Below are 24336 nucleotides of genomic sequence, written 5' to 3'. Positions count from 1 at the left end.
TATGCTGCTTTATTTTGCCAGCGGCGCAAATAACCAGCGCAACCACCAGCGGGCTTTCCAGCCCGGTTTTTTTTCCCTGACTACCGGTGATGTACGGCAGACCGACCGCAGAATTTTCCACTCAAAATCCAGGAATAACCGGGAATGACCGGATTCCGCACCATACGTGCAGACTTCCTCATGCTTGCGTTTATCAACCGGCGTGTTGTATTCCAGACTTCTGTCCAGTGTGTGATAGGACTTATCGCGATCCACAATCCGCTCCCTGGCATACACGGATTTCGGCAGATAGCGCTGGCGGGAACCATGGTATTTCTGCAGTTTCACAAAACGGTAATCTTCTGCGCCATAATGGCCGCAAAATTCTTCATCATAACCGTAAAAACGGAAAAAACGGGCGCGGGACATAAAGAACAGATTCGAGTGCCCTTTGCGGATATTCCCCTGCTCATCCCGGCGGTAGAGTTTATAGAATGTCCGGCCCGGATTCGCGGCATTAATCAGGTAAGTAAATGTCGATACCGGCAGAACATGATCCAGGTCAGTCATCAGAATCTTATCCGATGCCGCATAGGTCACGCCCAGATTGCGGGAGCCGCCCTGATTCCACGGAATATCCGTTGTGATCCGCAGCCATGTCAGGTTTAAATCAAATTCAGGAATGTCATATTCCAGCGGGGAGCAGTCATCAACAATGACAAACTGAACATAGTCCAGCACGGATGCCGGCATTTTTTCATATTCCCGAAGCAGACTGATAACTTCTGAAATATCCTGCTGATTACAATAGAAATGGGTGATGTACGTAAGTTTTATATGTTGCTTATCCGCAACTTTTCGAAAGAATTCGCGTGACATTATACCTGTGACCTTGTACCACAAATGACCGGCCGGCAATTAGCAACCAGTGCGGAGTTAATTGCCGGCTATTCTCACATACAGGTGATACGGTGTCACTACCCGGCGGGCATAAACTATTCCGAATCGAAAAAATAATCCACCGGAACATGGAACATCTCCGCCAGATACATCAGATAATGTATACTAATCCGGCTCGTTCCCCGTTCATAACGGTTAAATTGCTGCTGCGTTATTCCCATGTCTTCCGCTAACCGGACAACACTTAATCCTAAATATTTCCGCTTTTCTTTAATACGTGTTCCGACACAGGAATATATAGATTCCGTCTCCATAAGATTCTCCTTCACTTATATTGACAACGTGATAACAAAAAATTCCGTTTTTAAGCGTCTGCCACCCGCAGGCAATCCACGGATTGCCAAATTCATAACCACATGAAAAACAAAAAATTAAAATAAAAAGTCATGAATAACCGGCATCTTACGTCTTAGTGAACGAAATTTAACCTTATAGGGATATTGTTTGCAATATCAATACTCCTATTTAGTGTAACAATACCTACCCGATCACACTTAATATAAAAAAATGGTCTTAATAAGATTAACTATTCTTCTGAAGAAAATAGAAGAATGACACATTGATAATAATATACCCCGGTATTTCATAAAAATAATTGCGTGTGAATACGTAAGAAATATTTACATTTATTTCTTATCACCCACTTTAAACAGGCTATTTCCGGTTATGTGTTAGTTGAATCACAGAAAAAATACATATGTATAGTTATAATTTACATATGTAGCCATTTATCTCTGTTTCTGAGGTTATCTTATGACGCAACAACCCCCGGCCGGCTATACCCCGCAAACCTGTGGCACCCTGCCCGCTTACCTGTCCTCACATTTACCGGGTGACATTTTACCCGGCGGTACGCCGGAATCCTGGCAGATTGAGGAAATCGGTGACGGTAATCTCAACCTAGTGTTTATTGTCAGAGGCAGTGAGCGGACCCTGGTGGTCAAGCAATCCCTGCCGTATGTCCGTGCCGCCGGTGAATCCTGGAAACTCTCTTTGCAGCGTAATTATTTCGAATACCATGCGTTGTCACAGGAGAAACGTTTCGCACCGGACAGTGTACCGGCTGTCTATTTCTATGACGAAACCATGGCGCTGTTTGCCATGGAGTATCTCGCTGATCATATCATTCTGCGCAAGGCACTGATTGCCGGAGAGTATGTCCCTCATCTGGCAGAAAAAATCGGTCTGTTTATGGCACGGACACTCTTTAATACTTCAGATATCGGTATGGCGGCACGGGAGAAAAAAGCCCTGACCGCGCAGTTTTCTGCCAACCATGAATTATGCAAAATCACCGAAGATCTGATTTTTACCGAGCCTTACTTCCCGGCTCCGCGCAATAATCACACATCTCCGCAGCTCGATCGTGATGCAAACGCCGTGATGCTGGACAGAGACATGGTGCAGGCCGCCATGCGCTATAAATACAAATTTATGACACAGGCTCAGGCACTGCTGCACGGGGATTTGCACTCCGGATCCGTCATGATCGGCACTGACTCTGTTCAGGTCATTGACCCTGAGTTCAGTTTTATGGGGCCGATGGCGTTTGATACCGGCAACTATACCGGTAACTTATATATGGCCTGGTTTTCCCAGCCCGGACACCGGGAGACAGAGGAAGAAACCGCCCGCTATCAGCAATGGCTGCTGTCGCAGATAAGCCAGACCTGGAATACGTTTGAGACTGAATTCCGCCGCCTGTGGACAGAAAAATCACAGGGCGATGCCTGGCCGCGCGAGCTGTACCAGGACGGCATGTTTGATGACAACTTCCTGAAAACCGCACAGGACAGTTTCTTCGCAGAGCTGTTTCAGGACACCCTGGTCAATGCCGGGCTGGAGATCAACCGTCGTCTGCTCGGGTTTGCCGGTGTTGCTGATTTCAAAACGATTGCTGATGCGGACAAACGCGCGGCACTTGAGCGCAACGCACTGAAACTGGCACGGGAGCTGATTGTCAACGCCCGCCATTATCACAGCTTTGCCGATGTCGAAGCCTTTCTTCCTTATTGTTAAGCGTCACCTGCACACGAGGTTATATAATGAAAATTAACGGAAAACATTACCGTTCCGTCTGGCCCGCAGACAATGGTATCCATGTCTGTATTTTTGATCAGACAAAACTGCCGTTTGAAATCAGTATCATCACACTGACCACGATGGAGGAAGCGGCAACCGCCATCAAAGATATGTGGGTACGCGGGGCACCGCTGATTGGTGCGGTGGCCGCTTACGGTGTGGCGCTGGCAATGCACCGCGACAGCAGTGACGCAGCCCTGAAAGACGCGTATAACGTGCTGGTTGCCACCCGTCCGACCGCGATCAACCTGAAATGGGCGCTGGACAGAATCTGTGGTGCCCTGACACCACTCCCTGCGGCTGAGCGCCGTGACGCCGCTTACCGTATTGCCGCCGGAATCGCGGATGAAGATGCGGAAATCTGTCACCGCATCGGTGAACATGGTCTGACGATTATCCGTGAAATCGCTGCCCGCAAGAAACCGGGCGAGCCGGTAAATATCCTGACCCATTGTAATGCAGGCTGGCTGGCTACCGTTGACTGGGGCACGGCGCTGTCACCGATTTATCAGGCTTATGATGAAGGTATTAACATTCACGTCTGGGTGGATGAAACCCGTCCGCGCAACCAGGGCGGACTGACCGCCTTTGAGCTGGGTTCACACGGCGTACCGCATACCCTGATTGCCGATAACGCCGGAGGACACCTGATGCAGCACGGTGAAGTGGATATGTGTATTGTCGGCACTGACCGCACCACCGCGCGCGGAGATGTCTGCAATAAAATCGGCACTTACCTGAAAGCACTGGCAGCCAAAGCAAACAATGTGCCGTTCTATGTGGCGCTGCCGTCACCGACGCTCGATTTCACGGTGTGGGACGGCGTAAAAGAGATCCCGATTGAACAGCGCGCCGGTGAAGAACAGTCACACGTTTTCGGCATCACACCGGAAGGCACCCGCAGTTGGGTGAATACTGCACCGGCGGGTACCCGTTGCGGCAACTATGCGTTTGATGTCACCCCGGCTGAGTACGTTACCGGGCTTATCACCGAGCGCGGTATTTGTGATGCCTCTCCGGCCGGGCTGAAAGCCATGTTCCCGGAGATGTGGCCGTCTGAGTATGAGGTGTGATCATGACCCGTACTGAACTGGCACAACAGATTATCGATACCTGCCTGAAAATGAATGCAAGCGGGCTCAATCAGGGCACATCCGGGAATGTCAGCGCCCGCTGGCAGGACGGCATGCTGATCACTCCGAGTGGCGTGCCCTATGAAAAGCTGACCCCGGACAGCATTGTCTACATGGATAACACCGGACAGGCAGAGGCGGATAAGATCCCGTCGAGTGAGTGGCACTTTCATCTGAGCTGCTATCAGGCACGTCCTGAGCTGAATGCGGTGGTACACAATCACGCCCTGAATACGGCGGCTGTATCCATTCTCAATGAATCCATTCCGGCGATCCACTATATGGTCGCCGTCACGGGCACCGACCATGTTCCCTGTGTGCCGTATGCCACCTTCGGTACACATGAACTGGCTGCTCTTGTTGCGGAAGGGATTAAAACCAGCAAGGCGCTGATTATGCAGCATCACGGCATGCTGGCGATGGAAGTCAACCTCGAAAAAGCCCTGTGGCTGGCGCATGAGATTGAAGTACTCTCCGCGCTGTATCTGAAAGTCCGCGCCATCACACCAGATGTACCAGTACTGAGTACGGAGGAGATGCAACGGGTGCTGGGGAAATTCAAAACCTACGGACTGAAAACCGGAAAATCGTGATTACCGGCGGCAGAAAACGGCGCCATGCGTCGTTTTTTGTTACCTTGTGTAATTAATTATTTTAAATGATAATCATTTGCAATATAATTAAAACCTTAATGTATTTGTAATTTAAGGTTTTTATGAAAAAAGTCATTTGTTATGCTGCGTTTGCTTCTGCCGTTCTGCTCCTGTCCGGATGTACCGCTACCCAAAAATCCCCGTCATTCAGCGAAAAAAGCATTGAAGAGTGCGGGCGCTATCTGCCGGACGGTATCGCTTACTATGTAAAGATTGAAGGTGAAGTGGATTTAAACAAGCAGTTTAACGGTGATATCAATGTGACTGCATTACAGGACAGCGCACCGGCCGTTGCATTTAACCACGATCTGATTCAGGCCGGTGCGGATAAGTATATGGACTGCGCTATTCAGCTGCTGAATAACGGTAAGGGAGATACCCGCACACCGGAAGAAAAAGCGGCAGCGGAAAAGCAATAACCAGCAATAATGATACTCTGATGTAGAAAAACCGCCTTCCGGCGGTTTTTGCACTTATTTATCTGACAACAGGTGTGCCGCGATCAGCGGATCAACAATCAAATCAGAAACATATCCGCCGCGCAGTGCCCCGAGGGTCGCGGCGATATTGTGTTCACCGGTGGCAATAAAAATCCGCCGTGCGATATTCCGCAACTGCGGCAGCCGGATACCGAGAATACGGGCATCCGTATGGGTATCCAGCGGCGCACCCGCCTGATCATAAAAACGCCCGCAGATAACCCCGACCGCGCCTTTGCGGCGGAAATCGGTCATTTCTGCCGCCGTAATGACCCCGGCGCGAATCAGCGGATTCTCTTCCGTGACATTACCGGCCACAAACAGCGCTTTGGTGCAGCGTTCCAGCTGGGCAAAGTTTGCCTGAATGATAGGCTCACGGCGCAGTGCATCTGCCAGTTCTGCTGAGCTGACAATCGCGGGCACATGCAGATACGCACACTCACCACCGAACTTTCCGGCGATCAGCGAGGACGATTCCACGGTGGTGAAATCCGGCTGCGATGGTACGGAGCCGAGCATCTGTAACACCGTCATATTGCGGATGACTTTCGGTGTCAGACACTTCGCCATATGATGAATTGTCCGCCCCCAGGCCACGCCGAGCACATCCCCGTCTTCAAGCACCTGACTGAGATACACCCCGGCCGCCTGTGCCATGTTTTCCCGGCGGCGGGCGGAATCTGCTGCCGCCTCCGCAACCGGGCTGTCCGGCACCACCAGCACATTGGTCAGATTAAACTTTTTTTTCAGTGACAACGCCATATCGATGCGGCTGTAACGCGCCATATCCAGGCTGATATGCACCACACCGTTTTCCCGGGCTGTTTGCAGGTATTTCACCACGGTCACGCGGGAAATCCCCATCGCATCAGCCACTTCCGTCTGACTGAGACCGGACTGATAATAGAGCCATGCGGCCTGCAGCACCGGGTCACTACCGAACATCAGGCGTCCGGTCAGGCGGTTGTCACTGTTTGTCATGCTTCGCGCACCACGCTGCCCCAGAGATCATACTCATCGGCATGTTCAATATTCACCATGACAATATCCCCCGGCTGCACATCAAATTCGCCGTTGAGATATACCATGCCGTCGATTTCCGGTGCATCAGCCATACTGCGGCCGACAGCGCCCTCTTCTTCATCGACTTCATCAATGATCACCGGCAGTGTGCGGCCGACTTTTTCAGCCAGACGCTCAGCGGAAATCTGCTGCTGTAACTGCATAAAGCGGTGATAACGCTCTTCTTTGATCGCTTCCGGCACCTGATCCGGTAATTCGTTGGCATGTGCCCCTTCCACCGGGCTGTATTTAAAGCAGCCGACACGATCCAGACGGGCTTCGCTCAGGAAGTCCAGCAGCATCTGAAAATCGTCTTCGGTTTCCCCCGGGAAGCCGACAATAAAGGTAGAACGCAGCGTCAGCTCCGGACAGATTTCACGCCAGCGTTTGATGCGCTCCAGTGTGCGCTCAACAGCCCCCGGGCGTTTCATCAGTTTCAGAATACGCGGGCTGGCGTGCTGTAACGGAATATCCAGATACGGCAGAATTTTGCCTTCCGCCATCAGCGGGATCACATCATCCACATGCGGATACGGATACACATAATGCAGACGAACCCAAACGCCGAGCTGGGATAACTGCTCACACAGGCCGATCATGCTGGTTTTCACCGGCAGACCGTCACGGAAACCGGTGCGGTGTTTGATATCGGCGCCATAGGCAGAGGTATCCTGGGAGATCACCAGCAGTTCTTTCACACCGGCTTCAACCAGACGCTGTGCCTCACTCAGTACCTCACCGACCGGACGGCTGTCCAGATCGCCGCGCATGGACGGGATAATACAGAATGTGCAGCGGTGATTACACCCTTCTGAAATTTTCAGATACGCATAATGGCGCGGTGTCAGTTTCACACCCTGATCCGGCACCAGGCTGGTGAACGGATCATGCGCCGGTCTCGGCACATATTTACGGACACTCGCCAGCACCTGTTCATAGCTGTGCGGACCGGTGATTTCCAGTACTTTAGGGTGAACTTCACGGATCTGGTCTTCTTTTGCCCCCAGACATCCGGTCACGATCACTTTACCGTTTTCCGCCAGTGCCTCGCCGATTGCTTCCAGGGACTCCTGCACAGCACTGTCAATAAAACCGCAGGTATTAACGATCACTACATCAGCATCATTATAGCTCGGCACGATCTGGTAACCATCCGTGCGCAGTTCAGTCAGAATGCGCTCGGAATCCACCAGGTTTTTCGGGCAGCCTAATGATAAAAATCCAATCTTTGCCATTTATTATATAATCTTTAATTGAGGAAACATGAAGTATACAGGATGCCAAAACTTTATTCATATGTAAGATGACGCCTGGTCAGCACGATAAAAGCGCCCCCGGAACAACAGCTATCTGAATCATCAGTACGATGTCATATCAGGCGGCTTTTGATTTCCGCCAAACCAGACGATACATAGCAAGTAAAAATAATATAATGGCTAACAACGATATTTTTATGATGACGGGCATCAATTCATAAATACCAGCCCCCTGAGAGTTCAGCATAGTAAACCCGCTTATCATTGTACTTGATGGAAAAATTTCCATCGTTTTCACAACCCAGCCCGGCATATTAAATGTAGGAAATGAGGCGCCTGATGCATAAAAAATAACCATCGACGTAGCCGACAGGATCTGCATCGGACGGTTAATGTTATCCAGAAAACTACCAATCAACATACTCATTGAGCTTACTGCCGCAGAAAACAGAACGATCAGCCAAAGCTGTAAAAACATATTGCCTTCATTGGGATAGCCTTGTAAGTAATAAACCCAGCCAAACACAAAAATTGCGCCGGAAAAACCAACGATAAACAAGCCCAGAAATGTTCCGATAAACTGTGATACGTTAATATTGGTTAAACCGACGCTATTGCGTAATGCGATAAGCATAGAACCGGCAAAAATCAGTGTTTGCTGAAGTATGATAATAAACACCAGCGGCATAATAAAAGATTCGTATCCCAGTGTGGGATTATAGAGCGGAAGGGAAATAATATGATCAGTGGTTTTAGGTGTTAATCTGTTAACATCAGTCGTAGCGCTTATTGCATTAATCACCGCCGCTCTCAAATCGGCAGCTACAGCCATATAACCGCCTGACAGGTGAACATCGATCCCTGCGTCTCCCCCTCTGATAAGATTATTTTTAAAATCATTATCAATAGTGATCACTGCGGAAACTTTTCTGTTGCGTAATAAATTTAATGCCTCAGACAGAGAACTGTCCACCCGGGTAACATCAATCTCACGGGTGGTTTGCAGATTGTCGATCAGGTTACGTGATAATGATGATTGATCAAAATCGACCACCGCAACGGGAAGCTTGAGGTTAATCTGTGCCTTATAAGCACTTGGATAGAAAATACTATAAAGAATCAATGACATAATTGCCGTTGAAAATATAGGCTGAGATTTTTTTATTGATGTGAGAGTACTGATAACGCTTTGTTTAATACCATCAAATTTTACATTTTCCTGAAACGTTGCCGGTTGTTGCTTATACTTATGTTTCCCCAGCAGCATAAAAGAGACGGTTAACGGTATAATGATATAGAGTGACAAAATACCAAACTGATACAAGCTTGTTGTGATATCACTGCCAAGATTGACCTGCTCTAATTGTATGCGGTAATAATGCGTGAATGGCTGAAAATTACTCCAGAATTTAGCCCAGCCATTGGCATTCAAAATGGACAGCGTCCCATCAGAGTAGGTTAATGCCGCACTGGTATATACCGTTGAGATACTTAATGCTGTAAGTATATTTCGCGTTATTGAAATAAACATAATAGCGACAGAGGCAGTGAGAAGACACAGCATAAATATCGCCAGTATTAATAACCATGAATTACCTAAAATCGGCCAGCCCCGCCCCGCTGTTTGCCAGACGTTAAATAGCAAGTTCCACAGAAAAATGATAGTGATATAGGGTAAACAACGGGAAACAATCTGAATTGACAGGCAGATTCTGCTTTTCTTCATCCAGCCGGCGCAGAGCTTACCTTCTTCAAAAAAACGTCCTATCGCGCAAATGACAGCGCTGCTCAGGACGATACTCAGTAACACCGGTATTGCGATTGGCGTCAGGAATCTTTCATAGCTATTTTGCGGATTGCTGATACTGACGACTTGTATATTTGGCACTGAGCTGCCCGCACCTTTATGCCCGGCACCCAATGATTTCCTGTTATTGAGTGAGCTAAACGCATCATTCACCGCAGCCTGCAACCCGATAAACGCAGCATTACCTGTCGATCTGAACTGTCCGTTATAACGAATGATGACCTTATTATCATCCTGACGGATAGCTGATCCGGATGCGCCACGGGGGATCTCTATAAAAGCATAAATTTTCATGCTTTTCATCAGGCGTTGGGCCTGAGCCACATTTTCCGGTATTTCTGTTAACTCAATACTCTTCGATGCATCAATATTCCTGATTATTTCCCGGCTCAATGATGAATGGTCGTAATCCACCAGCGCTACCGGTATTTTCTCAGGCACACCGGAACTGAACATCGCGCAGACAAACGTTAATAAAAACACCGGCACAATAAACAGTAAAATTTTCATATAGCGATCATGACAGATGAAATTAATTTCATCTGTCAATGAGGCTGAAAAGCCCGATGCGGTATTATTCGTCATTACCGGCAGGCCAATCAAAAATAACAGACATACCCGGGCGCATTCCTTCTGTCTTATTCACCGGATGTAACCGTACTTCAAATGTTCTGACGTCATAACCGCTTGACTGACGAGTTGCTCTCCATGTGGCAAAATTGCCTTTGGGGTTAATAAAAAACACCTGAAATTTAACCGTTTTATCTTTCAGTGCCGGGATCTTTCCTTCAATCACATCACCTATTTTTAATGCGTTAAAACGATCTTCCCGTAAATTGACGGTTACCCAAAGATTATTTAAATCAATCATACTGAATATAGGTGTACCGGCAGAAACAAGCTCCCCCTGATTAGCAAAGCGTTTGGCAATTTCGCCGTCATTTTTTGAATGAACACTCAGCTCTCTGACCAGGGAGTCAGCAGACTCAAACGCGGCCCTGGCTGCATTTACATTTGCATCAGCAATGCGAATGTCCTCCGCTCTGTTACCCCGTTTGGCTTGCATATATTGCTCATAGGCAGAATTTGTTTTCTGCCCGGCAATTTTATATCTGGCGATAGCATCATCACGTTCCTGGGCAGAGACAGCTTTACTCTTCTCATAGAGTTTTACTACCCGATCCGTGGTTAACTTGACGTTTTTTTCATCTGCCTGAGCACTTATCCAGTTAGCTTTTAATGACTCAATATATTCTGAACGCTCTCCGTTATATGCCTTTTCCTGACTGGCCACCGCCGCAGCTAATGCTTCTTTAGTTTGCAGGGCATTCTCAGTGGTTTGCCTGTCATACAAACTGACTAAGGCCTGCCCGTTACGGATGCTGTCCCCTTCCCTGACATGCAGACTATCCACTCTTGCCGTCACTTTACTGGTGATATTAATTTCATCTGTATCAACAATGCCTTCTAAGATCTCATGTTCAGCGGAATGAGATAAAATAAAGCCGGCAGATAACACCATTATTATAACGATAAGTATGGCTATCTTTATTTTTTTATTCTTTATCGTCATACTATTTTCATCCTCAGGCTCCGGCTGTTTTCTTTAGCGTTCCATTATTCCAATAACATGTTCAGTTCTTTCATCTTATTCTTTCAATGAAAGAACGATTATGACTGCAACAAACCTCTTCATTATACGTTTCTTCAGCATATTGGATACATTAATATTTTTAATGCACTGCGTGGACACTAACTTATTATATTGATTTATCACTATAACCTGTTATTAAGCTGAAGCCGGAAATTTTACCTTCTGACTATATGTTTGCTCCCTGTTCAAATCAGATTATAAGATTTGATTGTATTAGCCGATAAAAAATTCCGGCTCAGGCCAATCCGTTACATATTATATTGTCTGAATTTTGTGGTTACGATTTATTACATTATAACATCATTCTGATTCAGCAATAATCTGCTGAATCCGCTCTCTGCCCTTAACTTCCTGAACTCGCCTGCATGTATTTACGGCAGAGAAAAACCGGTGCAATTCGTGCAGTTTTCCGGACGCTGTATCCTGCCGTTTACAGTGAATGTGATACAGACGGCAGCTTTATCCTGCTGATCCGGTTATGCTTTCCCTGCCAGCATTTAATGTCACCGTTCTGAAAATTCAAAGCATCATTATTTGAGAACCTGATATTGATATGCGGCTGTTGTGCTTATCTCATTATTTTCCATAAGAAAGGTAATCACCATATCTATGCAAAAATCAAAACGTAAAACGTGGATTTTTTATCTCATCCTGATCGTTGTCCTTGCCGGCGGCGGCTATCTGTACCGCATGCTGCAAAGCCCCGGGCTGCCTGCCGGGTTCGCGCAGAGCAACGGGCGGATCGAGGCAACGGAAATTGATATCTCAACCAAAACCGCCGGACGCATCAGTACCATCAATGTCCGGGAGGGGGATTTTGTCCGCGCCGGGGATGTGCTGGCGCAGATGGATACCCGGACACTCGAGGCGCAGCTGAGCGAGGCTCAGGCACAGTATCGCCAGGCGGACAGTAATGTGATTTCCTCGCGCTCGGCACTGGCTCAGCGCAAAAGTGAGAAAGCCGCTGCAGAAGCGATGGTGCGGCAGCGCACCGCAGAACTGACCGCCGCGCAGAAGCGCCTGACCCGTTCACAGGCGCTGGTGAGAACCAACGCGGTATCTGTTCAGCAGGTGGATGATGACCTTGCGGTTGTCCAGGGTGCCCGTGCTGCTGTGGAAGCGGCGAAGGCCCAGGTGGCAGCGGCTTCCGCCGCGATTGATGCCGCACAGTCCGGTATTATCCAGGCGCAGACCAAAGTGGATGCCGCCCTGGCAACACAACACCGGATTGAAGCGGATTTGGATGACAGTCAGCTGAAAGCGCCGCGCAACGGTCGTGTCCAGTACCGGGTTGCCGAACCGAGTGAGGTGCTCGGTGCCGGTGGCCGCGTGGTAAATATGGTCGATCTCAGCGATGTCTATATGACTTTCTTCCTGCCGACCGAACAGGCCGGACAGGCCGGCATCGGCAGTGACGTGCATATTATTCTTGATGCCGCTCCCGATCTGGTGATCCCGGCGAAAACCTCGTATGTTGCCAGTGTCGCGCAGTTTACCCCGAAAACGGTGGAAACGGATAATGAACGCCAGAAACTGATGTTCCGCGTTCGTGCGCGTATCGCCCCCGAACTGCTGGAAAAACATCTGGAATATGTGAAAACCGGTCTGCCGGGACGCGCTTATATCCGGCTGGATCCGAAGCAGGACTGGCCGGCTGACCTGGAGGTGAAATTACCTCAATGACATCATCAAAACAGCATTCTGACACCGCAATCGTCACCCTGGAACAGGTTACGCATCATTACGGTGATGTGTGCGCCCTTGATGATATCACGCTGAACATCCCCGCCCGTCAGATGGTGGGGCTGATCGGGCCGGACGGTGTCGGGAAATCCACCCTGATTTCCCTGATCGCCGGTGCCCGTAAAGTGCAGCAGGGTAATGTGATAGTGCTGGGCGGTGATATCCGTGAAGAGGAGCACCGCCGCGCGGTGTGTCCGCGTATCGCCTATATGCCGCAGGGATTGGGGAAAAACCTCTATCACACCCTGTCGGTGTTTGAAAACGTGGATTTTTTCGGGCGCCTGTTCGGCCAGTCTGAGGAAGAGCGTCGTCTGCGGATTGACGATCTCCTCACCAGTACCGGGCTCGCCCCGTTCCGCGACCGCCCGGCGGGAAAACTCTCCGGCGGGATGAAGCAGAAACTCGGATTATGCTGCGCCCTGATCCATGACCCCGAACTGCTGATCCTCGACGAACCGACCACCGGCGTTGACCCCCTCTCCCGCGCTCAGTTCTGGGAGCTTATCGACCGCATCCGAGAACGCCAGCAGAATATGAGTGTGCTGGTGGCGACCGCCTATATGGAAGAGGCGGAACGGTTTGATCACCTGGTCGCAATGGACGACGGCAAAGTCCTGGCGACAGGACACGCCCGTGAACTGAAAGCACAGACACAGACTGACGAGCTGGAAGCCGCCTTTATCGCCCTGCTGCCGGAAGAAAAACGCAAAGATCACAAAGCGGTGGTGATCCCGCCGCGCAACGCGCAGGACAATGAAGAGATTGCTATCGAGGCACAGGATCTGACCATGCGCTTCGGCAGTTTCACCGCCGTTGACCACGTCAGTTTCCGCATCCCGAAAGGGGAAATCTTTGGTTTCCTCGGCTCCAACGGTTGTGGCAAATCCACCACCATGAAAATGCTCACCGGGCTGTTGCAGGCCACGGAAGGCAAGGCGTGGCTGTTTGGTCAGGAGGTCGATCCGAAAGATTTGAATACGCGGATGCGGGTCGGCTATATGTCGCAGGCGTTCTCCCTCTACAGCGAACTGACGGTTTTACAGAACCTGGTACTGCACGCCAAGCTGTTCCATGTGCCGGAAAACGAAATTGATGAGCGTGTTGATGAAATGATGACGCGCTTTAAACTGACGGACGTCGCCGATGCCATGCCGGAAGGGCTGCCCCTCGGGATACGTCAGCGCCTTTCCCTCGCCGTGGCAGTGATTCACCGCCCGGAAATGCTGATCCTCGATGAGCCGACATCCGGCGTTGATCCGATCGCCCGTGATATGTTCTGGGATCTGATGGTGGATTTATCACGCAAAGACGGCGTGACGATTTTTATATCCACCCACTTTATGAATGAGGCCGCCCGCTGTGACCGCATGTCGCTGATGCACGCCGGGAAAGTACTGGTGACGGACACGCCGGAACATCTGGTCGCCAACAGCCAATTTGATACCCTCGAAGCCGTCTTTATTGATTATCTGAAAAAAGCCTCGGGGATTGAGGATGATGCCCCGCCGCCGGAAGCACCGGAATTACCTGCTGACAGCGGCGAAGCTGCCGCCACCGCACTGAAACGCCGTTTCAGTCTGCGCCGTCTGTTCAGTTACAGTCTGCGTGAAGGGCTGGAACTGCGCCGCGACCCGGTGCGGCTGACACTGGCGCTGCTCGGCACCGTGATCCTGATGTTTATTATGGGCTACGGTATCAGTATGGATGTGGAAAACCTGCGGTTCGCCGTGCTCGACCGCGACCAGACCACCACCAGCCAGAACTATGTGCAGGATCTCTCCGGTTCCCGTTACTTTATCGAACAGCCGCCGCTGCAAAATTATGACGATATGGAGCGCCGGATGCGCGCAGGGGAAATCGCGGTGGCGATTGAAATTCCGCCGGATTTTGCCCGTGATATCGCCAAAGGCCATGATGTGAAGCTGGGGGTCTGGGTGGACGGTGCCATGCCGAACCGGGCAGAAACGGTGCGTGGTTATGTGCAGGCTATGCATCTCAACTGGCTGACCCGCATGGCGTCAAAACAGCCGGTGGCAAACCCGCTGCGCTCTGCGATAGATATCGAAACCCGCTACCGTTATAACCCGGATGTGAAAAGCCTGCCCGCCATTGTTCCGGCGGTGATCCCGCTGCTGCTGATGATGATACCGGCGATGCTCAGCGCCCTGAGTGTGGTGCGGGAAAAAGAGCTGGGATCGATTATCAACCTTTATGTCACCCCGGTGACCAAAACAGAGTTTCTGATAGGCAAGCAGGTGCCTTATATCGTGCTGGGGATGTTTAACTTTTTCCTGCTCTGCGCCCTCTCGGTCTGGGTATTCGGTGTGCCGTTTAAGGGCAGTCTGCTGACGGTGACACTCGCGGCGTTCTGCTATATCACGATTGCCACCAGTATGGGGCTGCTGATTTCCTGCTTTATGAAGAGTCAGATTGCTGCGATTTTCGGGACTGCAATTATCACTCTGATCCCGGCCACCCAATTTTCCGGCATGATTGACCCGGTTTCATCACTGGAAGGTATGGGTTACTGGATAGGACATATCTATCCGACGGCCCATTTCCTGACCATCACCCGGGGAACCTTCTCCAAAGGGCTGGGGCTTATCGATCTGTATCAGGCCTTTATTCCGCTGCTGATCACCATCCCGGTTGTTCTCGGGTGCAGCATCTTTTTCCTGAAAAAGCAGGAGGGATAACATGCGGACACTGAAGAATATTATCTATCTCGGCATGAAAGAGTTGCGCAGCCTGATGCGGGATAAAGCGATGCTGGCGCTGATTGTGTTTGCCTTCACGGTATCCATCTATTCCTCTGCAACAGTGACCTCCGGTTCGCTGCATCTGGCACCGATTGCGATTGCGGATCAGGATCGCTCTCAGCTCAGCGAGCGCATTATCAACAGCTTTTACGAGCCCTATTTTCTGGCCCCGGCAGATATTGATATCAGTCAGATGGACGGCCTGATGGACAGCGGTACCTACACGTTTACCATGGATATTCCGCCGGACTTTCAGCGTGATGTGCTGGCCGGACGCCGCCCTGCTATTCAGCTGAACGTCGATGCCACCCGCATGAGCCAGGCGTTTCTCGGCAACAGTTATATTCAGAATATTGTTACCGGGGAGGTGAATACGTTTCTGGCTAAAAACAGGCAAAACAGTGTGCTGCCGGTAGATCTGGATATCCGCGCCCGTTTTAACCCGAATCTGAACCAGATGTGGTTCGGGTCGGTGATGGCGATTATCAACAATATCACGATGCTGTCGATTGTCCTGACCGGGGCGGCACTGATCCGTGAGCGGGAGCACGGCACAATTGAGCATCTTCTGGTGATGCCGGTGACACCGTTTGAGATCATGATGTCTAAAGTCTGGTCGATGGGACTGGTGGTACTGCTCGCCTCGCTCGGCTCACTGCTGCTGATTGTCCGCTTTCTGTTACAGGTGCCGATAGAGGGCTCAATTACGCTGTTTATGTGCGGGGTGGCGCTGAGTTTGTTTGCCACCACCTCCATCGGAATTTTTATGGGGACGATCGCCCGTTCGATGCCGCAGTTCGGGCTGCTGATGATTATGGTGCTGCTGCCGCTGAATATGTTATCAGGCGGGATGACCTCACGGGAAAGTATGCCGCAGTTTGTGCAGGATATTATGCAAACCATGCCGACGACACACTTTGTCAGTCTGGCACAGGCGATTCTTTACCGGGGCGCGGATTTTCTGATCGTCTGGCCGCAGTTTATGTATCTGATCATCATCGGCGGGGCGTTTTTCGGTGCTGCGCTGTTACGCTTCCGCAAAACCATCAGTGCGATGGCATAACCCGGTCAATTCCGATGCCGCAGGCGACGGGGGCATTATAGGCTGTCAGTTCAGTGAATAACGGATAATGCAGGGATACGGATATGATTAACATTCTGCTGATGAGTGATACGGGGATTTCCCCGCAGATGCTGGCGCAAAAAATGCGTGATGAGGCACAGGTACGCGGTATTGATGCCAGCATTGAGTGCCGTTCTGTTTTTGATTACCGCGAATGCGCGGCAGAGTATGACGCCGCTCTGCTTGCCCCTCAGTCCCGCCATCACCTGCGCGAGTGTCAGCAAAGCGCGGCAGCTGCCGGAAAACCGCTGGCCTGTATCGATCCGGATATGTTTTGGGATCTGCAAAGCGCTGCGGTATTGGATTTGGCGTTGTCGTTATTGAAGAAATAGTGATAATTCACCAAGAAAAAATACTAACCACAGAAAGTATATCTGGCGTTTATTGCTTACATAAAAAGTTACAGATTTATCCCGTATTTTTAATTATAGCAATATGATAAAAACTGGAAATCGCCATATTACAGGAGTAACACATATGCTTTATATAGATGACAATGGATTAGTTAAATCAAATCGCATTAAAATTAAAATATTTAATAATATTGAACAAGGGAGAATGGACAAAATTAATGGTATTATTGTTCACCAAACAGATACCCCTGAGGCAAGTCATGTTTTTAATAGTTATAGTCATCCTAAATCTAACGGCGCTCATTTTTTAATAGATAGAGACGGTACTATTTATCAAACTGCATCACTATTGAAAATAACATGGCATGTTGGAAAAATGAAGTCAAGATGCCTTGTCACAAAAAAATGTGAGCCTGCTGAATTAAAAAGGATGGCTGATTTAGAAAAAAAACTGACAGCTAAAGGTTTTTCCGATATTGAAAAAATAAAACCATTTCCTGAGCGTTACCCCGCCAACGTTGACAGCATTGGAATTGAAATTGTGGGTAAAGCTCAAAAAGAGAATGACCAAGACCCTGTATATGAAACAGTAAACAATCAACAAAACTCAGCACTTAAGTGACTTGTATCTGAGCTATTAGAAACTCTGGATATTTCCGCATCCGAAGTATACAAACATCCTGATGTTGCCAGAAAAAATAAAACTGAAGCGAGCACCGCATCATGGTAAATAAAGTCTATATTTTATTCCTGTTGATTTGTTTTTTTTCTAATCCACTAAAGGCAAAGGAACTAAATAAAATTAATATTTATAAAACAGGTGCTGTTTATCAGAATCATAATGATAAATATGAAATTGACACCTGCAAAAAATTTCTTCCGACCAAAGAACAAATCATCACTTACTTTACACACGCAGAAGAATCAAAAGAAAACAGTTGGATGCATGAGTATTATTCAGCTTGTATATCAACCGGATATGTTGAATTTAAAGATGGAACATCCGGTAAATGGACGATACAGTCAAGTGGTTATGGATATGTCATTTTCAATGATGGCAGTTCTGTTGATTTTCTCTACCGAAATAACAAATGGGAAGACCCTAATGCCTGTACATACGGGTTAAGTGATGAACCGGAGTCGGGCTGTTAGTCTCAAACCATCCTATTTCAAACCCGGGCGGCGTGGGATAACCGGCAAAACCGGAAAGAATAAAACCATCTTCTTTCAAACCCGGGCCGCGGGATAACCGGCAAGGCGGCAAGGGAAGAGTGCCCCGGGAGCATACATCAGTATGTGACCGGGGTGGACGAGCGAAGCCAACACCGTCACAGGCGGAAGGATGACGCGGATTCAGGATTTGAGGAGACCGCGCACAACCACCTTGCTCGCCGGGGCGCTGCGATCCGTCGCCCGCCGCACTGCCATATTGATCGCCTGCCAGGCAATTTCCTGTAAATCATGGGAAATACACGGAAAATTGAATCCGTAGATATCAGCATGAGAGACTTCATCAATGCTGAACAGCGAGACGTCTTTTTGCGGGATAAGATTGTGACGGATACAGGCTTTGATAATCCCGAGTGAGATCTGGTTATTGCAGCCGACAAAATAATCCGGTGCGGAATGGTATTTCAGGTAATGGTCGGTGACTTTAAAGGCTTCATCCATCAGGAAGTCCGCATGCAGCACATTGACACTGCTGACCTGACCGTGCAGACCAGCCACCATGCCGGTTACGCGATCCTGGGCCACGTTGGAATCTTCCGGGCCGGAGACAATCACCACATTATCCGCTTTTTGTGACAGCAGATAGCGCCCTGCCTGCAATCCGCAATCGAGGTTATCGATGTAAACGCCGCTGCATGCCTTGGCATCCAGCTCACGGTCAACCAGGATCACCGGAATATTAAGCAGCTCCAGTTGTTTCATGTACGCGGGGCGGTACACCCGCTCGGCAGAGACAACGGACAGGATGATAGCATCCACGTTGTAACCAATCAGCTTATCAATGATACGCGCTTCATTTTCACGGGATTCATAGGAGTCAAACATCAGGGTGTCATACCCGGCGTTATAGGCTTCCAGGGTGATGCGTTTAGCCAGCCCGCCGAAAAACGGGTTACTCATGTCCGGGCTGACAATGCCGATGGTACGGGTGGATTTCGCGCGCAGGCTGCGTGCCGCCGCATTCACCACATAACCGATTTTATCGGCAGCGTCGAGAATACGCCTGAGAGTTTCCGGGTGAACCTTATCCGGCTGCGAAAATGCGCGGGATGCGGTGATCTTACTGACATTCGCAATAGCGGCCACATTTTCCAGTGTGACTTTCTGTGTCCGGGGTTCCGCCAATTTTCTCTCCTTAGCAGCAACGTATCATTTTATACCATTATAATATCATCTAAATCGATTCAGTCACGTGAAAAACACGCTTTTTATCACTTAAACCGACACTAACAACTTTTTAACACGCCAGTCTGTTTATCCGCGGATCGGTAAAAATGTCGTATTCATCGGTGTTTTCTGTGGAGAACTCCGACACCACCGCGCCCTGCGGCCCGGCTTTAAACCAGTGGCGGGTATCCGGCATAATGGTGTACTGCTCTCCCGGGCGCAGCAGAATAAAGCGATCACAGGTGTACCATTCCTCATCCCCCTGCGGCGGGCGGCAGACCGGATTGCCTTGTGCATCCTGATTCAGTGTCAGCGCGGGATCATCCACAAACAGATACACCTCACCCCAGCGGCAACGGAAGGTTTCCTGCTTGCCCGGCCGGTCTTTGTACGGCGGATGGCGGTGCTCCGGACAGGTCTGATCAGCAAAAAGAACCAGCTCTTTGGCGCAGTACAGCGGACTGTTGCAGTAAGTAAGCAGTTGCAGACCCGAGCGCGGGTAATCCGGCAGATTAAAGTGAGCAATTTCAATATGCTGCTTTTCCGCTTCTGTCAGAACGATATGTGCCTGTTCCAGAACCGCCAGTGATTCCGCGATGTACGGCTGTTTATTCATCTGCCTCTCTCCTGAATGATATCGTTATCATTATAGCCTTGTCACAGACAGCAAAAATGTGACCTGAAAGACCCTTTACCCAATACTACATGAGTAGATCAGACTTTATTTAATAAAAGTTTAACCATCATCACATAATTATAATAAACATTGCTCTATTATCCGCATCATAGTAATGATATCGATATCATTTTAATGAAAGGAAATGATCATGAAGGCATTAGTATTAGAGAAAGCAGGGAAAATCGCCATTCAGGATTGGCAGAGTAATGAAGTACTGGGCGACGACGATGTTGAGATTAAAATCCACACCGTCGGTATCTGCGGCAGCGATGTTCACTATTACCAACATGGCCGTATCGGGCCGTTCGTGGTTGAGGCACCGATGGTGCTGGGTCACGAAGCGTCCGGTGTGATCACCGCTGCCGGTAAAAATGTGAAACACCTGAAAGTCGGCGATCGCGTGTGTATGGAGCCGGGCATTCCGGATCTGCAATCCCCGCAATCCCGTGCCGGTATCTATAACCTTGATCCTGCCGTCCGTTTCTGGGCAACCCCGCCAATCGACGGCTGCCTGCGTGAAAGTGTGATCCACCCTGCCGCCTTCACCTTTAAACTGCCGGATAACGTTTCTTTTGCCCAGGGCGCAATGGTTGAGCCGCTGGCAATCGGTATGCAGTCCGCGACCAAGGCCGGGATCAAACCGGGCGATATCGGTCTGGTTATCGGTGCCGGGACCATCGGTATCATTACTGCGCTGTGCGCACTGGCCGGCGGCTGTTCGGATGTCATCATCTGTGATGTGTTTGATGAAAAACTGAAAGTGGCTGAGAAATATCAGGGTCTGCATGCGGTAAACAGCAAAGACCAGCAGGCGCTGGCGGATAAAGTCCGTGAACTGACCGGCGGCGAAGGCGTAAACGTCCTGTTTGAGTGCAGCGGTGCGAAACCGGTTATTGCCTCCATCTCTGATCATATCGCCCCCGGCGGCACCGCGGTTCTCGTCGGCATGCCTATCGACCCGGCACCGCTGGATATCGTGGCGGCACAGGCGAAAGAAGTCACCTTCAAAACCATTTTCCGCTACGCCAATATGTATCCGCGCACCATTCGTCTGCTGAGTTCCGGCAAACTGAATGTGGCTCCGCTGCTGTCCGCAACCTACAAGTTCAAAGACAGTGTCGAAGCCTATGAGCGTGCAGCCGAAGGCCGTGCGACTGACGTGAAAATTGTGCTGGAAATGGAGTAAACCATGACGCTCTATGCCGGTATTGACTGCGGAACACAAAGCACCAAGGTCATTATTGCCGATAACCGGACCGCGCGTATTCTGGGTGAGGGCTCAGCCCCTCACCCGATGATCAGCAAATCAGACGGAAGCCGTGAACAGGAAGCCGTCTGGTGGACTGATGCGCTGGAAACCGCGTTTGCTCAGGCGATTAAAAACGCCGGAATTGACGGGCGGGATATCCGCGCCCTCGCCGTTTCCGGTCAGCAGCACGGTTTTGTGCCGGTCAGTCATGACGGTACGGTACTTGCGCCTGCCAAACTGTGGTGTGATACCTCAACCAGTGCGGAAAATCAGTGGTTTATTGATGCGCTGGGCGGTGAACAGACCGCGCTTGACCGCCTGGGTGTGCTACCGCAGACCGGCTATACCGTGTCAAAAATTATCCGCTTTAAACAGCAGCACCCGGCGCTGTGGGAGCAATTACGCTATGTGCTGCTGCCGCACGATTACCTGAATTTCTGGCTCACCGGACAGGCCTGTGCCGAGTACGGTGATGCCTCCGGGACCGGACTGCTCAATATCCGTACCCGTGAGTGGGATAAGACCGCCGCTGATCTTATCGATCCGGAAGGCCGCTTATGGCAGGCGCTGCCGCCGCTGGTGCGCGCAGAGCAAATCATCGGCACGGTTCGTCCGGCGATCGCGGAGAAGCTCGGCATTTCCTCGGACACCCGCGTGGCATCCGGCGGCGGCGATAACATGATGGCTGCCATCGGCACCGGGAATATCCGTCCGGGCATCACCACCATGAGCCTCGGCACTTCCGGTACGCTGTTTACCTTTGCTGAACAACCGGTTGTGGCGGATTCCGCGATGATCGCCGGGTTCTGTTCCTCCAGCAACGGCTGGCTGCCATTGATTTGCACCATGAATGTCACCTCCGCCACCACCACGGTTCAATCATTATTAGGCATGGATATTCAGGCCTTTAATGAGGCGCTTAACAGCAGTAAACCCGGTGCGGGTGGCCTTATTATGCTGCCGTTCTTTAATGGTGAGCGCGTACCTCAGTTACCTGACGCCCGCGCCAGCCTTCACAATATGGACGGCAGCAACCTGACTCCGCAGAACCTGAGTCAGGCCGTGGTGGAAAGTGCCACTTACGGGCTGCGTTTCGGTATTGATCTGTTCCGTCAGCAAGGCATTACCACCCGTGAGATCCGTCTGACCGGCGGCGGTGCCCGCAGCGTGAAATGGCGTCAGATTGTCGCGGATATCATGGCGGCGCCTGTGGTGTGTGTCACCAACCAGGAAGCGGCGGCACTGGGGGCAGCTATCCAGGCTATCTGGAGTGATACCCTCACCACAGACAACGCACCGCAGGCACAACTGGCTGCGCTTTGTGATCGCTTTGTGCAACTGGATGACAGCAGCCGCACACCGCCGGATCCGGCGAATGTGGCGGTGTATGAATCCCTGTATCAGAACTACCTTGCATTACTGACATCAGAATACCCGGAGGTCACCGTATGACAGCCACTGTCGCTGACACTGAGGAATTACTGCGGGTTGAAGGGGTGCGCAAAGCCTTTGGTCAGGTTGTTGCACTGAAGAACGCGCAGTTTTCACTGAAGAGAGGTTCCATTCACGCCCTGTGCGGCGGGAATGGTGCCGGTAAATCCACGTTCCTGAGCATCCTGATGGGCTTTATCCGTCCGGATGCGGGGGAAATCTATGTCAAAGGCAAACGCTGTGAGTTTCATCAGCCGATAGAAGCCCTGCACGCCGGTATCGCCATCGTTCAGCAGGAGCTGAGTTCCATTCCTGACCTGACCGTGGCGGAAAATATCTGGCTGGGGCGTGAGCCGCGCCGTTTCGGGTTTGTCGATTTTAAACAACTCAACCGGCAGACCGCTGAACTGCTGACCGATCTGCATTTTGAGATCTCCCCGTCAGAAAAAATGCGCAACCTGAGTGTGGCGGAACAGCAACTGGTCGAAATCGCCAAAGCCCTCTCCCACGCGGATGCGGATATCATCATTATGGATGAACCGACCTCCGCTATCGGTGAGGAAGATGCGCAGAAGATTTTTGATGTCATCAACCGCCTGACGGAAAAAGGTAAAGGCATTATTTATGTCTCACACCGCCTGTCCGAGATTTTTCAGATAGCCGATACCTTCACCATTTTCCGTGACGGCACGTTTATCACCGACGGTCCGCTGACAGGTATCACCCGCGAAAAACTGATTGAGCTGATCATCGGTCGTGAAATCAAAGATGAATTCGCCAAATTTAATGCGCCGACAGATGAAACCATTATGGAAGTCCGCGATCTGTCCCGTGATGACCAGGTGCAGGACATCAGTCTGACACTGAAAAAAGGTGAAATTCTGGGGATTTACGGGCTGGTCGGTTCCGGGCGTTCTGAGTTCCTCGACCTGATTTTCGGCATCGAACACGCCGATAAAGGCACCATTCAGATTGGTGACCGCTTCCTCGACAAACACAGCCCGAAAGATTCCATAAATGCCGGGATAGCCTATGTCACCGAAGACCGCAAAGATACCGGGCTGATGCTGGGCCGCTCCATCAATGAAAACATCAATATCGCCTCGTTTGGTGCCATCAGCACCGGCGGCTTTATTCATGACCGCAAAGAGCGCGCCCGCGCGGACGACATGATAGCGCTGTTCAATGTCAAAACCCCGGATGCGGATCAGCTGGTCGGGAACCTCAGCGGCGGTAATCAGCAGAAAGTGGTTCTCGGACGCTGGGCGCTGATCGAGCCGGATGTGATGCTGCTCGATGAGCCGACACGCGGCGTGGATGTCGGTGCCAAAAAAGAAATTTATAAGTTTATGTCTGAGTTCGCCTTACAGGGCAAAGGCATTGTGATGGTCTCTTCTGAGCTGTCGGAGATTATCGGGATGAGTGACAGGATTATTGTTTTCCGTGACGGACGGATCGCCGGAGAGCTGACCGCCGCCACTGCCACTCAGACTGATTTAATGAAACTTGCGGTGTGATTTTACCCGCCAACGTATGC

Annotated in this window: 21 protein-coding genes; 13 read left to right on the top strand and 8 right to left on the bottom strand. The window is 50.3% G+C overall.

From position 1 onward, the window contains the following. Positions 1 to 9 precede the first annotated feature (9 nt). Complete coding sequence (locus N7387_RS14700; protein ID WP_262859527.1) at positions 10 to 858, bottom strand: glycosyltransferase family A protein; 849 nt, start codon at positions 856 to 858, stop codon at positions 10 to 12. A 116-nt stretch (positions 859 to 974) separates the two neighbouring features. Further along, positions 975 to 1193 (bottom strand): helix-turn-helix transcriptional regulator, encoded by a 219-nt coding sequence (locus N7387_RS14695; RefSeq protein WP_025152719.1) that lies wholly within the window; start codon positions 1191 to 1193, stop codon positions 975 to 977. Positions 1194 to 1692: 499 nt separating this feature from the next. On the opposite strand from N7387_RS14695, the gene mtnK reads away from it, so the two are divergent. The 4 genes from mtnK (at position 1693) to N7387_RS14675 (ending at position 5226) form a co-directional block, all read left to right on the top strand. Continuing rightward, on the top strand, positions 1693 to 2958 hold the full coding sequence (gene mtnK, locus N7387_RS14690) for an S-methyl-5-thioribose kinase (RefSeq protein ID WP_279799921.1): 1266 nt from the start codon (positions 1693 to 1695) through the stop codon (positions 2956 to 2958). Between the two features lie 26 nt (positions 2959 to 2984). Then, a complete protein-coding gene (gene mtnA / locus N7387_RS14685; RefSeq protein ID WP_279799919.1) occupies positions 2985 to 4094 on the top strand; it encodes an S-methyl-5-thioribose-1-phosphate isomerase in 1110 nt (369 codons plus the stop codon). A gap of 2 nt (positions 4095 to 4096) precedes the next feature. Continuing rightward, positions 4097 to 4747: an L-fuculose-phosphate aldolase gene (locus N7387_RS14680; RefSeq protein ID WP_279799917.1), complete on the top strand. Its 651-nt coding sequence runs from the start codon at positions 4097 to 4099 to the stop codon at positions 4745 to 4747. A gap of 122 nt (positions 4748 to 4869) precedes the next feature. Continuing rightward, positions 4870 to 5226 (top strand): hypothetical protein, encoded by a 357-nt coding sequence (locus N7387_RS14675; RefSeq protein ID WP_262882237.1) that lies wholly within the window; start codon positions 4870 to 4872, stop codon positions 5224 to 5226. A gap of 54 nt (positions 5227 to 5280) precedes the next feature. On the opposite strand, the gene N7387_RS14670 is transcribed toward N7387_RS14675, so the two are convergent. From N7387_RS14670 to N7387_RS14655, 4 genes are all read right to left on the bottom strand, one after another. Beyond that, positions 5281 to 6267 carry a sugar-binding transcriptional regulator gene (locus N7387_RS14670; RefSeq protein ID WP_262859532.1) on the bottom strand — a complete coding sequence of 329 codons (987 nt, stop codon included), beginning with the start codon at positions 6265 to 6267 and terminating at the stop codon, positions 5281 to 5283. Beyond that, entirely contained in the window at positions 6264 to 7583 is a 1320-nt protein-coding gene (gene rimO / locus N7387_RS14665; protein ID WP_262862281.1) for a 30S ribosomal protein S12 methylthiotransferase RimO, read from the bottom strand. Before rimO ends, N7387_RS14670 begins: the two co-directional genes overlap by 4 nt. 139 nt (positions 7584 to 7722) lie before the next feature. Further along, a complete protein-coding gene (locus tag N7387_RS14660) occupies positions 7723 to 9996 on the bottom strand; it encodes an ABC transporter permease (protein WP_279799914.1) in 2274 nt (757 codons plus the stop codon). After that, positions 9986 to 10984: an efflux RND transporter periplasmic adaptor subunit gene (locus N7387_RS14655; RefSeq protein WP_262862283.1), complete on the bottom strand. Its 999-nt coding sequence runs from the start codon at positions 10982 to 10984 to the stop codon at positions 9986 to 9988. The genes N7387_RS14660 and N7387_RS14655 overlap by 11 nt, the downstream gene beginning before the upstream one ends. A 690-nt stretch (positions 10985 to 11674) precedes the next feature. Between N7387_RS14655 and N7387_RS14650 the strand changes: the two genes are divergently transcribed. The 6 genes from N7387_RS14650 (at position 11675) to N7387_RS14625 (ending at position 18195) form a co-directional block, all read left to right on the top strand. Continuing rightward, positions 11675 to 12748, top strand: a complete 1074-nt coding sequence (locus tag N7387_RS14650; RefSeq protein WP_279799908.1) for an HlyD family efflux transporter periplasmic adaptor subunit — start codon at positions 11675 to 11677, stop codon at positions 12746 to 12748. Further along, positions 12745 to 15504: a ribosome-associated ATPase/putative transporter RbbA gene (gene rbbA, locus N7387_RS14645; RefSeq protein WP_279799906.1), complete on the top strand. Its 2760-nt coding sequence runs from the start codon at positions 12745 to 12747 to the stop codon at positions 15502 to 15504. Before N7387_RS14650 ends, rbbA begins: the two co-directional genes overlap by 4 nt. A 1-nt stretch (position 15505) precedes the next feature. Beyond that, entirely contained in the window at positions 15506 to 16630 is a 1125-nt protein-coding gene (locus N7387_RS14640; RefSeq protein ID WP_279799904.1) for an ABC transporter permease, read from the top strand. Between the two features lie 83 nt (positions 16631 to 16713). After that, a complete protein-coding gene (locus N7387_RS14635) occupies positions 16714 to 17022 on the top strand; it encodes a hypothetical protein (RefSeq protein WP_025152707.1) in 309 nt (102 codons plus the stop codon). Positions 17023 to 17167: 145 nt separating this feature from the next. Next, a complete protein-coding gene (locus N7387_RS14630; protein ID WP_279799900.1) occupies positions 17168 to 17665 on the top strand; it encodes an N-acetylmuramoyl-L-alanine amidase in 498 nt (165 codons plus the stop codon). Positions 17666 to 17766: 101 nt separating this feature from the next. Continuing rightward, positions 17767 to 18195 carry a hypothetical protein gene (locus tag N7387_RS14625; protein WP_279799898.1) on the top strand — a complete coding sequence of 143 codons (429 nt, stop codon included), beginning with the start codon at positions 17767 to 17769 and terminating at the stop codon, positions 18193 to 18195. Positions 18196 to 18396: 201 nt separating this feature from the next. On the opposite strand, the gene N7387_RS14620 is transcribed toward N7387_RS14625, so the two are convergent. Then, the gene (locus tag N7387_RS14620) at positions 18397 to 19398 is read right to left on the bottom strand and encodes a LacI family DNA-binding transcriptional regulator (RefSeq protein WP_262882243.1); all 1002 of its coding nucleotides are present in this window, start codon (positions 19396 to 19398) and stop codon (positions 18397 to 18399) included. 112 nt (positions 19399 to 19510) lie between these two features. Continuing rightward, entirely contained in the window at positions 19511 to 20056 is a 546-nt protein-coding gene (locus N7387_RS14615) for a D-lyxose/D-mannose family sugar isomerase (RefSeq protein WP_262882244.1), read from the bottom strand. Positions 20057 to 20267: 211 nt separating this feature from the next. Between N7387_RS14615 and N7387_RS14610 the strand changes: the two genes are divergently transcribed. Genes N7387_RS14610 through N7387_RS14600 form a run of 3 tightly spaced genes read left to right on the top strand, consistent with a single transcriptional unit; the run spans position 20268 to position 24316 of the window. Next, the gene (locus tag N7387_RS14610; protein ID WP_015422928.1) at positions 20268 to 21305 is read left to right on the top strand and encodes an NAD(P)-dependent alcohol dehydrogenase; all 1038 of its coding nucleotides are present in this window, start codon (positions 20268 to 20270) and stop codon (positions 21303 to 21305) included. A gap of 3 nt (positions 21306 to 21308) precedes the next feature. After that, positions 21309 to 22820 (top strand): xylulokinase, encoded by a 1512-nt coding sequence (xylB, locus tag N7387_RS14605; protein WP_279799894.1) that lies wholly within the window; start codon positions 21309 to 21311, stop codon positions 22818 to 22820. Then, positions 22817 to 24316 carry a sugar ABC transporter ATP-binding protein gene (locus tag N7387_RS14600; RefSeq protein WP_279799892.1) on the top strand — a complete coding sequence of 500 codons (1500 nt, stop codon included), beginning with the start codon at positions 22817 to 22819 and terminating at the stop codon, positions 24314 to 24316. The genes xylB and N7387_RS14600 overlap by 4 nt, the downstream gene beginning before the upstream one ends. Positions 24317 to 24336 lie beyond the last annotated feature (20 nt).

This window comes from Morganella sp. GD04133 (assembly GCF_029835375.1).
GTDB classification, from domain to species: Bacteria; Pseudomonadota; Gammaproteobacteria; order Enterobacterales; family Enterobacteriaceae; genus Morganella; species Morganella morganii_B.
The sequence above is the reverse complement of the archived record's forward strand: the minus strand, read 5'-3'. Positions and strand labels throughout refer to the sequence as shown.